The sequence below is a fragment of the Pseudomonas sp. DR 5-09 genome, from assembly GCF_001655595.1.
Classification (GTDB): Bacteria; Pseudomonadota; Gammaproteobacteria; order Pseudomonadales; family Pseudomonadaceae; genus Aquipseudomonas; species Aquipseudomonas pharyngis.
In genome coordinates, this window is sequence record NZ_CP011566.1 from 2255133 (window position 1) to 2268390 (window position 13258).

Genomic DNA, 13258 nt, shown 5'->3' on the forward strand with positions numbered 1-13258 from the left:
GGTTAACGTCGGCTACGTAAATGGTCACCGACCTCGAATTTCACGATTTCGGCAGTCCCTGAACCTTCGAAATGTTGGGAGAGTTCTGCGAGGAACCACACCATGGCCGAGCGCCCCCCTTGCAGACGAAAAACCACGGTGCAGTACTCCTCGCAAGCCGCGTCGCGTGCTCGAATGGAAGGCTGAACGACGATAGGAAACTGATCCAACATTAGAAAACTCCTTACCAAGCCCTGCTGGGCTCAAGGCTGATCAAACAAAAATAAATTGGTGAAATGCTGATTGGGCGATTTGTTTTATCGAGGCTCCGCACACCTCATTACCGATGAGATCGCTTCGCGCCATTCAGGAAATAATTCGATAGCCAGCGCTTGCATGATTTCTAACGCACACGGCGAGCGTCGGCGTTTACTCGACGGGCACTTATCTATTCGGTGGACCGGTAAGCCGAGGGAGGCGGCATTGAGATATGCCACGCGGTCCGGGATTACGGTGTCTAGCACCGAGATATTGGTAGCCTCTGCGAAAGTCTCGCGCAGGCTCCGGATGATCATCCGGGTGTCCACTCGATTGACGTTCACTTGGTTCAGTAAGAGCCGTAAGGGCGGCGGGTCAATGCCTAGGTGGCGAAACGGTTCGAGCTCACTCAGTAGCTTCAAGGTGCCACGGCGCATTTCGCGGGCAGCGAGCATTTCTGGTGTGATGGGAGATAGGGCGAGATCGGAGGCCAGGATGGCCATCTCCAGCAGTACACTGCGTGCTCCCTGAGTATCAATCAAAAGCAGGTCATAATTGAGATGCAAATCGTTGAGTAAATTGTGCAGGCGTAGTCGCCCATCAGGTGCATGCAGCAACAAGGTGCTCAGTCGATCTTGATCGTCGTTGGAGAAAATCAGGTCGAGACCGACGACTGCAGTCCTGGAAATTATTCGCTCAGATATTGTTAGATTGAGTGCAATGAGCTCGTACGCACCTGCCTGCGCTTTCTGGCTCAATGAATAATAACTGGAGAGGGTGGGCTGGCTATCCAGATCCAACAGCAGAACACGCAGGCCAGCATCTGCCAGCAGGCCGCCGAGGTTCGCTGCTACTGTGGTTTTGCCTACCCCACCCTTGGTGGAAACCACCGAGACCACGTGCATCACCCTCCCTCCTGTCGCGAAAGGCGTTCTGCAATCCAGTGCTCGATTTCCAGTGAGTCCCAGCCAACTGCGCGCAGTCCGATGCGCTTGGCCTGTGGAAACTTACCTTCCTTCATCAGGTTGTAAATGTGCGCACGCTTGAAACCGGTTTTTTGCTCAACCTCATCACGTCGCATGATGTGGCGTTGGAGTTGAGTGGCTTCAACTGAGGGGATAGATTGGCTGGACATGCTAGTCACTCCTGGCGCCAGTTGGCGCGTGCTGGTAAGTGACATGGATTGAATCGCACTAAGTCGGATGAGTCATTGCATTGCAATCAACCCTACTGCAACGCAATTGGCTCGATCAGGTATTTTTTTTGAGGCTACGATTGGCCACGGCAAACTTTTCATCCAGCGTGCGCTTGCTGAGGCCGGGAACATCCTTATGGCGGGCGACAATGGCATCAACGATGGCTGCTTGATTCGTGAATACGGAAAGAGGTTTTCCGGCGGGTGAATGGTCCAAGAGAAGGCTGACCAATGCGCCAATGATGTTGTGATAGGTGAGCTCGCTACGCTCGCTGAGCTGACCATTCGTTTTGGCCAAGGCTTTGAGGTCATCTCTTTCAAGTCCAATCGACTGGAGCTCTGCAAGTACTTCTTGAAAGCGCTGCTGTTGCGCTTTTAACTCCCTCGATAACTCATCTCGATCTGCTTTCACAGAGAGAAACGTTCCGAGACTGACTTTTGCAGGTGCATCCTCACCGGCCTCGAATAAAAAGCTAGGCTTATGGTCAGGGTAATGAGTTTCCATCCAACGGCGTAAGTCCGAATGGCGAACTGTTAACTGGTATGGCTCTACATAGCTTCCTAAAGGAACAGGAATGCCGAGGCAACCATACGGCAGCTCTCCGTTGCGCACCGCGTCTAAAATTCTTTCAGTAGCGACGTGAAGGGCGGGCCATTGGGGAAATAGGGTTTCAAGATTTCCGGGACGAGACCAGTCTGCCTGGACTATTTGGGCTTCATAGCGAATGAGATTACACCAGCGCAATGCTGCATCTATAGGACGATAGAAAGTTTTGGCATGCGGATTGAAAGCATGAGCGGGCATAATGTGGCGGACCTCCAGTCCCAATGGATAGGCCTCTCATCGACTATCCATAAATCAAAACTCGCTAATCACCCTAGCTGTTTCTTTGGTTCACCTACTAGTTACGCTAATTTCGTTTTCAGCTAAGCAAATAACTTTTTCGATGCATGAGCTATCTCGGGGAGTGTGAGCCAGGTTAAGAGTCTGATGATGACCGATCTTTCAACGCCATGCGCTTCACTACATCCAACTCAAAACAGACCTCTGATTGCCTGCACCAAAGTACGTGGGCCTACTACTTCGCAATGGCGCGGCGTTCGATTTTCTCTGTCATCGAATTTTGTTCGATACACGGTTTAGAGCAACGTACTACACAACGTCCTCTTATCGATGACTACATCGAAACTGCCAATCACGCCATTGAAAGACCGGATATTCCACTCAAGGTTTCGTGACGGAGCTGCACATCGGATTCTTCATGCTTGTTAAGCGGGGGCATTTGCGGCACGGAAGCGTATTCTTTTCACGATATGTTGCCCCTTGAATGATGGATCGATGGACACGTTATAAATCCTTGTGATGGAGCGGGCCCTCCTTCAAAGCGGTGCACTACTACCGCACCAAGAACACGCTCGCTTCTTAGAAACTCACTCATCGAAAGCAGTGTGTCGACATGGGCCGACCAGCAACTGTCATTACCCTATCTGAAAACGGATAGAGTGGAACTGCTTAGACGGATCAAGCTCCGGAAAGGCGTCCAGGATGCACGCCTGCGCGCCGAAATAATCCTCGCTTGTCCAGCCGGCGAGTCAGGCAAAGCCATCGCTTTGCGCTTGAAAACCAGCAAAGATGTGGTGTCTCGATGGTGCCAGCGTTTTTCTGTATTGGGATTGCTGGGCTTGAACGATGAGCCGCGCTCTGGTCGGCCCCGCACCTTTTCGGATGAGCAAGTTCAGCAAGTGGTCAATCATGTATTGCAAGGAAAACCTGACGATTCCAGTCATTGGAGTACGCGGCGCATGGCTCAAGATCTGGCTGCACCACCTCAACCCTCAGCGAACGACGTCAATTAATTTCGTTATCTGGATAGCGGCTACTGGACCTGGATAGCCATGTTTGAAGTCGAGCGGATAATTAGAGCTGTGGCCGATGCGCCGGTCACACCTCAACGGCTCCCAAGAGCCCCCAGCCCGGACAACAAAAAAAGAGGGTTTGCTTCATGCCTGGTACGATGTTGGCCGCTCGCCTCCACGAAGTTGGTGGCAAATTTACCGTGGACGAAATTCCGCTTCCTGATGTTGGAGAGCATGACGTCCTGATCAAAACTGCCACCTGTGCTGTTATCCCCAATTTGCGTAACGTCGTCACAAATTTCCCTGAGTGGTACCCGTTTCTACCACTGCCTGAGCTGCCTGCTGTGTTCGGCTTAGACGCCGCTGGCACCGTGATATCGGTAGGTCGCTCCGTGAAAGATTTCAAGGAAGGCGACCGGGTCTATGTCAATCCTGGACTGAGCTGCGGTACATGCAAACAGTGCCTGGCCGGCCTTCCGACGCGGTGCGCTAGCTACACCTTCATGGGCTATTTCGGATTCAGCCCGTCTTCGAAAGAGGTATTCCGCGAGTATCGCCATGCAGGGTACGCCCAATACCTCCGAGCTCCTGCGCGTAACCTGATCACTTTGGCTGACGACTTGTCATTCGAGCTAGCCACACGCCTTGGATACCTGGGCACTGCTTACTCTGCGTTGAAAAAGCTCGAACTCACGCCAGGTAAGAGCTTGCTGGTTCTGGGGGCTTCTGGAACCTTGGGTATCGGCGCGACGCTTGTCGCAGTAGCGATGGGCGTGACGGATATCATCGTGGCAGCACGAGATGGGATTGCACTCGAAAGGCTCCGCCAACTGGCCCCAAAGCGCATTCGTGCGCTGCAGATCACGAGTACCGACTTGCATTCAAGCATTCGTGAAATGGCTATGTGCGGAGTTGATGCAGTCGTTGATACGCTTGGCGCGAAGGCTCCGGCGGAGCTTTCTGTTTCGGCCATGAACGCCGTCACGTCAGGAGGAAAGATCGTACAGATCGGCGGTGTCAGCGGACCTATTCCGATCGATCCCCACCCGTTCATGTGTACCCAGCTTCAGTACATCGGCTCCCTGTGGTTCACCACCGCAGAAGCGCAGGAGCTGATGGCGTTGATCAGCGCGGGATTGCTCGACACCAATCAGTGGGCACCTCGGCCGTACACGTTGGACCAGCTCAACCAAGCCCTTGAAGACATCCAAACCGATGCCAGCGGCTTCTTGAACTACCATATCATGCACGACTAACGGCGAAGCATGGCGACGATACAGATCGTCGCCATGACGTTGTTCTCAACTCCCATTTGTTGCTAGGTTGCTCGTATAACTTATTGCCGTTCTTGAGGGCTTTCCATGACCTGGCCCAATGTCTTCCCATTTATACCATCTGATCAGGTCCTCGCGGATTTCAGTGTCTGCGAGTCGTCCAATCTTGAGGAGGCAGTACTGTGCGGTGAGCGGATGTTTTGCAAGAACCAGATTGAGAAAAAGGGAGCTGACTTCAAGGCTCAATTTTTTCATCGATCGGCTGGCGAGGCTGGGGTTGCCAGAATGTCCTTTGGGGGAGAGGTCGCTATCCACTCAGGGAAGCTGGATAATATCGTGCTGGTCCAGTCGGTCCTCACTGGACATGAGCACGTGATCAGTGATCAGTTACGCCTCAGCTGCAACCCGGGGCATGTCACAGTTTTCAACTACCATCGACACTCCTTCTTCAATCATTTCCCTGGCACTGACAAGCTGCTCGTCCGTATTGATCGAACGGCGCTGGAAACCATGCTTCAACGTCAGTTGGGGAGGAGTATCAAGCAAGACATTTTCTTTCAGCCTCAGTTGCCAGTGGATACCTTCGCTGGCCAGAATTGGCTGCAGACACTGGGGTGGGCTTACAGCCAGCTATCGTCCAAGTCATTACATTCATCGAATCTACAAAGCCTAATTGGTGAGGTGCTGGCCTCTTCTTTGCTCGAGTTTCATGAAAGTAATTACAGTCAGGCTCTGCGAGATTCGGCCGAAAAGAAGGTAGTCCCCGCGGTTGTACGGATGATTGAGGAGTTCATTGAAGAGCATGCTCAAGAGCCCCTCACGATCTCGCAGATTGCAAGGCACGCTGGCGTGACTGCTCGAACAGTTCAGCTGAGTTTTCAACGCTTCCGCGGACTGTCACCGATGCAATTCTTGAAAGAGATTCGCCTGCAGCGCGTTCGTGTAGATCTCGAAACCCAGCAGCATACTCACGTTCAGGTGTCGTCCACGGCGTTGAAGTGGGGCTTTACCCATATCGGTCGATTTTCCTCTGATTACAAGCAGCGATTCGGAGAATCACCTTCCATGACGATCAAGCGAAGAGGGGGATAAATGAGCTTGGCTCAACATCTGTTGATGGCAAACCCTTAACCTTCATTCGCATTGGCGCGCGTCAACTGGCGGCCTTGGAGCGGTTGTTGGATCAGATGGATGCATGTCCTGTTGCGCTTTCTTCTTCCGATATCAGGTCTGCTCAGCCAATGGATTTGACTGGAGTAGGTGAGGCGGGGGATGTTTGAGCAGATATAGTAAAGATTGGAGCGTGGAATGAATGATGTGGGTGTCTTGCTCAGGGCATTTCAGGCATTCATACAACAGGCCGGTTACAGACCCCTTCAAAATATCGGTCACGGTTCGAACATTGAGTTTGTCAGACAGCTCTCCACGTGCGATTGCGGTTCTCAAGAACCGAGCACAGGTGACGGATAAATTGCGCACGTGCTTTAACCAAGCGCAACTGGATCTCGCCGGTATCATCTAGGCCGTGATAAATCAGGATCTCTGAAAGCTGCTTTGACTGTTGCCTACTGACTGCATCGATCAGAGCAGTCTGTACCCGTGTCCAAGCGGTTTCTAGGCAGGCATCTGTGGATATCTCCAATTCAAGTGGGTGTGCTTGCTCTGTCAAAACGGAGTGGAGTAGATCCTGTTTATCTTTGAAGTGCCAATAGACCGCTCCCCGAGTCATACCCGCTCTTCGTGCAATTTGATCGAGTGTCGTGTCCGGGAATCCTTGGGTGGCAAAAATTTCTGCAGCTGCATCAAGGATGCGCTGGCGTGTCTTCGCGGTTTCTGCTGCGGTCTTTCTAGCCATTTATTCGCTTCAAGACGATTTCTTAGACGCACGTCCGATGGCGCGCTCAATTTTTTGCTTGCTGTCCCGCAATGCTGATTGAAGAACCTTTGTTCTTGAGGTCGCCCGGGAGCTTGGCAGTACGATCGCAATGGAAAAATACCCAAGGTAGGTATCCAATGGCACGGCGAACGAGCAAACCCCCTCGATATGTTCGTCGCGGTCTGTTGCTACAGCTCCCGCTTGCACCTGAGATAGCTGTTTGTCCAGTGCCTGTCGGTCCAGTGTGTTAGCGGTAAAAACTGGAAGGGGATCAAGCAGCAGCGCCCGCAACGCTTCTACTGGAAGTGTTGCCAACAATGCCTTGCCGGCGGCGGTGGATGTAGCAGGAACGTTGATGCCGATCGGAAACACAACGCGCAGTTCGCGCTCTGCCACGATTCGATCCAACACATAAATTTTATCGCCTGCCAACGACGCTAGGCATACCGACTCTTGCAGCTCATCCGCCAAGGACTGCAGGTAGGGCTTAATCAGCGAAATGATGTCCGTTTGCGCTTGGTTGATGAGTTGACCAAGTGCAGGACCTAGCTTGAATCCACCACTCGGACCTAACGCTTCAACCAAAAACTCCTCCTCCAGAGCGTTAATAATGCGCTGTACGGTTGATCGGGGCAGGCTAACGAGTTGTGCGATCGCGGCCAGACTCAACCCCTGAGGATGCTCGCCCAATGCCCGCATGATGGAGGCTGCCCGAGCAATAACCTGGATCCCCCCAGCTTTTTCAACACTCTCGTCTGCTTGATTCATATCTCTCCTCGGCGCAGCAAAACTGCCGCGTAATCATTGATTTAGCTGCCACTCTAGTGCTGTGCACCTTACTACGCCAGCACCCAATCACACGCAGTCCTTGCTCAAAGCACTTAGCCACAAGTCATGGATGCTTGCTTGCGCCATGAGTACCACTAGATGATACACTATCCCGCATAGTGATTCAGCGATCAAACGCCTCGATCCTGAGGCAGCGAGATGGAGCCCTGACGGTGAAACACCAAATTCCTTTACGTGCGATACACATAATTCCTTTAACAGCGATCATGCTGCTATCTGGCTGTGGGAAGAAGGAGGAGGGCATAACCACCTCCGCACCTCCTGAGGTAGGGGTGTATACAGTGCATGCACAAGCATTAACGCTTACGACTGATTTACCTGGACGGACCTCGGCTAATCGAGTTGCCGAGGTCCGTCCTCAGGTTTCGGGAATTATTCAAAAGCGATTGTTCAGGGAGGGAGCTGAGGTTAAACAAGGTCAGCAGCTCTACCAGATCGATCCCCGCACTTATCAAGCTCAGTTGCAACGTGCGGAGGCGAATCGCACTACCGCCGCAAATTTGGCTCGGCGTTACGAAACTCTTTTGAAAAGCAAAGCAGTTAGCCAACAGCAATTCGACGATGCGTTTGCTGCCTCTAAACAGGCCGAGGCCGACTATCAGGTCGCTTTGGTCAATGTGCAGTACACAAAAGTGCTGTCACCAATTTCGGGCCGTATCGGCCGTTCTATCGTGACAGAAGGGGCTCTCGCCACTAACGGGCAAGATCAGGCTCTGGCTACTGTCACTCAGCTTGATCCCATTTTTGTGGACGTTAGTCAGCCGATCACCAAGCTGCTGGGGCTTCAAAAAGCACTGGATTCGGGACGCCTCCAGAAGTCTGGGGATAATCAGGCGCAGGTTAGCCTGACGCTTGATGACGGTAGTGCTTACCCCATTCCAGGCGTACTCAGATTCTCCGAAGTCAGTGTCGATCCGACTACCGGATCCGTAACGCTGCGCGCTGAATTTCCTAACCCGGACCGCAAGCTATTGCCTGGCATGTTTGTGCATGCGCTGCTGAAAGAGGGAGTTCAAAAGTCTGCCATCTTAGTGCCGCAACAAGCCCTTACTCGTGATACCCGCGGAGTTGCAACCGTCTGGGTCGTGAAGACTGACAACAGCGTGCAGCTGCGCGAAGTAGAAACCCTACGTTCGGTTGGCAATGCCTGGCTGATCGGCGAAGGCCTGGAGGATGGTGAAAAAGTTATCACCGAGGGCGTCCAACGGGTCCGCAACGGAATCACCGTCAGCGCTGTTGAAGCCAGGAACGTCAATTTGGCTGCTGAATTCGCCATCAAATCCAATGCCTCGGCTAAATAAGGGGCCCGCTCATGTCTCGCTTTTTTATCGATAGGCCAATTTTTGCCTGGGTACTTGCGATAGTCGCGATGCTTGCCGGTACCCTGTCATTGGTGAAAATGCCAATCAGCCAATACCCCAACATTGCTGCTCCCGCGGTTTCTATTCAAGTCAGCTATCCTGGTGCCTCTGCTCAAACCGTGCAGGACACGGTGGTTCAGGTAATCGAGCAACAGCTCAGTGGCATGGATGGGTTTCGCTACATGTCTGCTGAAAGCGCTTCCGATGGCAGCATGACCATCATTGTCACTTTCGAACAGGGTACCGACCCGGATATCGCACAAGTTCAAGTGCAGAACAAGCTGCAGTTGGCGACGCCTCGTCTTCCTGAGGAGGTACAGCGTCAAGGGCTGCGCGTGGTTAAGTACCAGATGAACTTCTTCTTGGTGCTCAGCCTGGTGGATCGTTCGGGCAAGCTGGACAACTTTGACTTAGGCAACCTGATTGCCTCGCAACTGCAGGACCCCATCTCTCGGGTCCCTGGGGTTGGTGACTTCCAACTGTTCGGTTCCCCATATGCGATGCGTATCTGGCTCGATCCTGGAAAGCTCAATAGCTACCAGTTGACCCCGAGCGACGTAGCAGCCGCCATCCGTGAGCAGAACGTTCAGGTTTCGTCTGGTCAATTGGGGGGGCTACCCACGCGTTCTGGAGTCCAGCTAAACGCTACTGTTCTCGGTAAAACGCGCATGACAACACCAGCGCAATTTGAGGACGTGCTAGTCAAAGTGAATCCAGACGGTTCACAGGTCCGCTTGAAGGACGTTGGACGAGCCGAGTTGGGTGCGGACAGCTTTGCGATATCTGCCAAATACAAAGAACTGCCGACGGCGAGTCTGGCGTTGCGTTTGTCCACTGGCGGTAATTTGTTGGAGACTGTGGATGCTGTCAAAGCATTGATGGAAAAGCAGAAGGCCTATCTGCCAGACGGAGTTGAGGTTGTCTATCCGTATGATACGACGCCTGTTGTAAACGCCTCGATTGATTCAGTAGTACACACCATCATCGAAGCCGTCGTACTGGTCTTCCTAGTGATGTACCTGTTCTTGCAAAGTTTCCGAGCTACGTTGATTCCAACCCTGGCTGTTCCCGTTGTGCTGCTGGCGACGTTTGCATTGCTTCCGTATTTTGGGATCAGCATCAACGTGTTGACCATGTACGCGATGGTCCTTGCGATCGGCCTGCTCGTTGACGATGCCATCGTCGTTGTAGAGAACGTCGAGCGTCTTATGCACGAGGAAGGGTTATCTCCGCTGGAGGCTACTCGTAAATCCATGGACCAGATTTCTGGTGCTTTGGTCGGTATCGGGATGGTTCTGTCGGCTGTCTTCATTCCAATGGCGTTCTTTGGCGGCTCTGCGGGGATCATCTATAAGCAGTTCGCCGTCACCATCGTGGTGTGCATGGGCTTGTCGATTCTCGTTGCGATGATCTTCACACCAGCTTTGTGCGTCACCATTTTGAAAGCGCCTCACGGTGATGCCCATCATGAAAAAACAGGATTTTTTGGTTGGTTCAACCGAACGTTTGATCGCGGCACACGGCGCTTTGAACGCGGCATTGGCGCGATGCTCAAGCACCGTGGTCGATATCTCCTCGTTTTCGCATTGATTACTGCGGGTACAGGCTATTTGTTCACCCAGATCCCCAAGGCATTTCTGCCGAATGAGGACCAGGGGTTGATGATGGTCGAAGTTCGCATGCCTCCCAACTCCTCTGCAGAGCGAACAGAGGCCGTGCTTGACGAAGTGCGCAATTACCTGCTGAACGAGGAAGGCGCATCGGTCGAGCATGTACTCACCGTAAACGGCTTCAACTTTGCCGGTCGTGGTCAAAACTCCGGGTTGGCTTTGATCACTTTGAAAGATTGGTCCGTCCGTCACGACACAGGCCATGATGTGTTCAGCATCGCTCAAAGGGCCAACCAGCATTTTGCGGGCATCAAGGATGCGAGTGTCATGTCCTTTGTTCCTCCGGCCATTTTGGAGATGGGCAATGCGATGGGGTTTAACCTTTACCTTCAAGACAATTTAGGACTGGGCCATGAGGCGCTGATGGCTGCACGCGATCAATTCTTGCAGTTGGCCGGCCAACATCCGACGCTTCAGGCTGTTCGCCCAAACGGAAAGGATGATGAACCACAGTTTCAGGTGAAGATTGATGACGAGAAAGCTCGTGCCTTACAGGTGAGCATCGCAGCCATCAACGAGACGATGACCGCTGCGTGGGGGTCGATGTACGTCAACGATTTCATTGATCGTGGTCGCGTGAAACGCGTTTACATCCAAGGCGAGGATACTTCACGCATTTCTCCTGAAGATTTTGAAAAGTGGTACGTACGTAATAGCCGAAACCAGATGGTGCCGTTCTCGGCATTTGCCACGAGCGAGTGGGTTCAGGGATCACCAAAACTGGAGCGCTATGGTGGTATTTCTTCGGTGAACATTTTGGGTGAGCCTGCCCCTGGTTACAGCACCGGCGACGCAATGGTTGCCATCGCTGAGATCATGCAGCAACTGCCCAATGGCATTGGTGTGAACTACACAGGCCTGTCCTATGAAGAAATTCAAACTGGTGACCAGGCTCCGATGTTGTACGCGCTCACGGTGATGATTGTTTTCCTCTGCTTGGCCGCTCTGTATGAGAGCTGGTCAGTGCCAGTGTCCGTAATGCTGGTCGTTCCACTAGGCATCTTGGGCGCAGTGGTTGCAACGCTATTGCGAGATCTGACCGCAGATGTGTATTTCCAGATCGGCTTGATGACGACTGTAGGCTTGTCTGCCAAGAACGCGATTCTGATCGTCGAGTTTGCAAAAGAACTGTACGAGAAGCAGGGGTATCCATTGGTAAAAGCAGCTATCGAGGCATCGAAACTGCGACTGCGGCCGATTCTTATGACATCCATGGCGTTTACCTTTGGTGTACTTCCAATGGCGATTTCTTCAGGTGCAGGTTCGGGTAGTCAGCACTCCATCGCTACCGGTGTAGTCGGTGGCATGATTACCGCTACGGTCCTCGCTGTGTTCTTCGTGCCACTATTTTTCGTGGTGATCATCAAGTTGTTCGAGGGGTTCATAAAGCGCGATCCGCAAGCTGTTGAAGGAGAAAAGCATGAAGCTTAAAACGCTGCCGATAGCCGCCGTCCTTATGCTCAGTGGGTGCAGCTTGATCCCTGACTACCAACGGCCTGCACCTCCAATTGAAGCAAGTTGGCCGCAAGGACTAGCCTATGGCGAAAACAAGAACGCCCAGAGCCAGCCGTTCAACCTCCCGGCGGTGGATCAGTTCTTTAAAGACCCAGCACTGGTTCGCCTGCTCGGGACAGCACTGAAAAACAACCGCGACCTACGGATCGCGGCGAAGAATGTTGAAGCCTATCGCGCGTTGTATCGCGTTCAGCGAGCAGAACGATTCCCGACGCTAGATGGGTCGGCGTCTGGAGATCGTCGACGACTACCGGATGACCTTTCGTCTACCGGTGAGTCGGGTATACAGAGCCAGTATCAAGTCGGGTTCGTCACTTCATACGAGCTCGATCTTTTCGGCCGTATTCAAAGCCTGTCTAAGCAAGCGCTTGAACAGTACCTTGCAACTGAGGAGGCCCAACGCAGTGTTCATATTGCTTTGATCGGCGATGTGGCGACTACTTATTTCCTCTGGCGCACTGATTTGGCCTTATTGGAGTTAACTGAGGCGACCCTTGCAAGTCATGTTGAAAGTTTGGACATGATTGAAGCGACCGCCGGGGCAGGAACCGCCTCCGAACTGGATGTTCGGCAGGCGCGGACTTTGGTCAACCAAGCGACGGCCCAAAAGGCGTTATACACCCGTCGCATTGCTGAAGATGCCAACGCGCTGCAATTGCTTCTGGGTAGTCCGGTACCAGTGGAGCTTTCCCAGGGCACACCCTTGACCATCAATGCGTTAGCCGAGGTTCCAGGCGGGCTTCCCGCGGATCTTTTGCTCAATCGTCCTGATATCCGGGCGGCCGAACACCAGTTGTTAGCAGCAAATGCCAACATCGGTGCCGCACGCGCAGCCTTTTTTCCGCGAATTAGCCTGACGGCGTCGGCGGGGACTTCCAGCAATGACTTGGACGGTCTATTTAATAGTGGTTCCGAGAGCTGGAACTTTGTCCCCCTGATCAGTGTGCCTATCTTTAACGCTGGCCGGCTACGGGCAAACCTCGACTACTCCGAAATTCAAAAGGAAGTCAGTGTCGCAACTTACGAGAAAAGCATTCAAGTCGCTTTTCGTGAAGTTGCTGATGGCTTGGCCGCGCGGGGAACCTATGGTGAACAACTTTCCGCTCAGGCGCTACTGGTGGACAACTATAAGGCGTACTTCAAATTGGCGAAGCAGCGTTATGATCAAGGTGTTGACAGCTACTTAACCGTTCTCGACGCGCAAAGAGAATTGTTCGTTTCCCAGCAAAAACTACTCAATGATCAATTGGAACAGATTAGTAGTGAGGTGCAGCTGTATAAAGCACTCGGAGGAGGATGGAGTGCAGATCGTATTTAAAAGTACGACGGTTTTAAGTTAGAAGTGACTGAAGCTTGAAGCCGCGTTGGCTGAACAGCTCAAAGCCCATCCAGTGAAGAGGGTTTCCCGCGACTTGTCTACGGAC

Annotated in this window: 11 protein-coding genes and 1 pseudogene; 6 read left to right on the forward strand and 6 right to left on the reverse strand. The window is 52.7% G+C overall.

The features are described from left to right. Positions 1-2 precede the first annotated feature (2 nt). From PDR5_RS10110 to PDR5_RS29195, 4 genes are all read right to left on the reverse strand, one after another. Positions 3-212, reverse strand: a complete 210-nt coding sequence (locus tag PDR5_RS10110) for a hypothetical protein (protein WP_064594984.1) — start codon at positions 210-212, stop codon at positions 3-5. A gap of 84 nt (positions 213-296) precedes the next feature. Further along, on the reverse strand, positions 297-1142 hold the full coding sequence (locus PDR5_RS10115) for a ParA family protein (RefSeq protein WP_064594986.1): 846 nt from the start codon (positions 1140-1142) through the stop codon (positions 297-299). Beyond that, positions 1142-1372 (reverse strand): AlpA family transcriptional regulator, encoded by a 231-nt coding sequence (locus tag PDR5_RS10120; protein WP_064594988.1) that lies wholly within the window; start codon positions 1370-1372, stop codon positions 1142-1144. Before PDR5_RS10120 ends, PDR5_RS10115 begins: the two co-directional genes overlap by 1 nt. 115 nt (positions 1373-1487) lie before the next feature. Continuing rightward, positions 1488-2237, reverse strand: coding sequence for a hypothetical protein (locus tag PDR5_RS29195; RefSeq protein ID WP_082934377.1), 750 nt, complete (start codon positions 2235-2237; stop codon positions 1488-1490). A 652-nt stretch (positions 2238-2889) separates the two neighbouring features. Between PDR5_RS29195 and PDR5_RS29200 the strand changes: the two are divergent. The 3 genes and pseudogenes from PDR5_RS29200 to PDR5_RS10140 form a co-directional block, all read left to right on the forward strand. Continuing rightward, positions 2890-3262, forward strand: a pseudogene (locus tag PDR5_RS29200) (helix-turn-helix domain-containing protein); the annotation flags it as partial. Positions 3263-3435: 173 nt separating this feature from the next. After that, positions 3436-4545 carry an alcohol dehydrogenase catalytic domain-containing protein gene (locus PDR5_RS10135; RefSeq protein WP_064594994.1) on the forward strand — a complete coding sequence of 370 codons (1110 nt, stop codon included), beginning with the start codon at positions 3436-3438 and terminating at the stop codon, positions 4543-4545. A 105-nt stretch (positions 4546-4650) separates the two neighbouring features. Further along, on the forward strand, positions 4651-5655 hold the full coding sequence (locus tag PDR5_RS10140; protein ID WP_064594996.1) for an AraC family transcriptional regulator: 1005 nt from the start codon (positions 4651-4653) through the stop codon (positions 5653-5655). Between the two features lie 319 nt (positions 5656-5974). Here PDR5_RS10140 and PDR5_RS30310 read toward each other — a convergent pair whose 3' ends face one another. Together PDR5_RS30310 and PDR5_RS10150 are read right to left on the reverse strand one after the other, a co-directional pair. Next, complete coding sequence (locus PDR5_RS30310) at positions 5975-6418, reverse strand: TetR family transcriptional regulator (protein WP_082934379.1); 444 nt, start codon at positions 6416-6418, stop codon at positions 5975-5977. Between the two features lie 9 nt (positions 6419-6427). Next, positions 6428-7207 (reverse strand): IclR family transcriptional regulator, encoded by a 780-nt coding sequence (locus tag PDR5_RS10150; RefSeq protein WP_064594999.1) that lies wholly within the window; start codon positions 7205-7207, stop codon positions 6428-6430. A 287-nt stretch (positions 7208-7494) separates the two neighbouring features. On the opposite strand from PDR5_RS10150, the gene PDR5_RS10155 reads away from it, so the two are divergent. The 3 genes from PDR5_RS10155 to PDR5_RS10165 are packed head-to-tail and all read left to right on the forward strand — an operon-like array spanning position 7495 to position 13152. After that, positions 7495-8589, forward strand: coding sequence for an efflux RND transporter periplasmic adaptor subunit (locus PDR5_RS10155; protein ID WP_064600742.1), 1095 nt, complete (start codon positions 7495-7497; stop codon positions 8587-8589). 11 nt (positions 8590-8600) lie between these two features. Beyond that, complete coding sequence (gene srpB, locus PDR5_RS10160) at positions 8601-11750, forward strand: solvent efflux RND transporter permease subunit SrpB (RefSeq protein WP_064595002.1); 3150 nt, start codon at positions 8601-8603, stop codon at positions 11748-11750. After that, positions 11740-13152 carry an efflux transporter outer membrane subunit gene (locus PDR5_RS10165; protein ID WP_064595003.1) on the forward strand — a complete coding sequence of 471 codons (1413 nt, stop codon included), beginning with the start codon at positions 11740-11742 and terminating at the stop codon, positions 13150-13152. Before srpB ends, PDR5_RS10165 begins: the two co-directional genes overlap by 11 nt. Positions 13153-13258 lie beyond the last annotated feature (106 nt).

Excerpts from the sequence above, each read along its gene's own strand:
- PDR5_RS29195 (WP_082934377.1), bottom strand. The coding sequence starts at position 2,237 with ATGCCCGCTCATGCTTTCAATCCGCATGCCAAAACTTTCTATCGTCCT.
- PDR5_RS10165 (WP_064595003.1), top strand. The coding sequence starts at position 11,740 with ATGAAGCTTAAAACGCTGCCGATAGCCGCCGTCCTTATGCTCAGTGGG.
- PDR5_RS10150 (WP_064594999.1), bottom strand. The coding sequence starts at position 7,207 with ATGAATCAAGCAGACGAGAGTGTTGAAAAAGCTGGGGGGATCCAGGTT.
- PDR5_RS10115 (WP_064594986.1), bottom strand. The coding sequence starts at position 1,142 with ATGCACGTGGTCTCGGTGGTTTCCACCAAGGGTGGGGTAGGCAAAACC.
- PDR5_RS10120 (WP_064594988.1), bottom strand. The coding sequence starts at position 1,372 with ATGTCCAGCCAATCTATCCCCTCAGTTGAAGCCACTCAACTCCAACGC.
- PDR5_RS10110 (WP_064594984.1), bottom strand. The coding sequence starts at position 212 with ATGTTGGATCAGTTTCCTATCGTCGTTCAGCCTTCCATTCGAGCACGC.
- PDR5_RS10155 (WP_064600742.1), top strand. The coding sequence starts at position 7,495 with ATGCTGCTATCTGGCTGTGGGAAGAAGGAGGAGGGCATAACCACCTCC.
- PDR5_RS10135 (WP_064594994.1), top strand. The coding sequence starts at position 3,436 with ATGCCTGGTACGATGTTGGCCGCTCGCCTCCACGAAGTTGGTGGCAAA.
- srpB (WP_064595002.1), top strand. The coding sequence starts at position 8,601 with ATGTCTCGCTTTTTTATCGATAGGCCAATTTTTGCCTGGGTACTTGCG.
- PDR5_RS30310 (WP_082934379.1), bottom strand. The coding sequence starts at position 6,418 with ATGGCTAGAAAGACCGCAGCAGAAACCGCGAAGACACGCCAGCGCATC.
- PDR5_RS10140 (WP_064594996.1), top strand. The coding sequence starts at position 4,651 with ATGACCTGGCCCAATGTCTTCCCATTTATACCATCTGATCAGGTCCTC.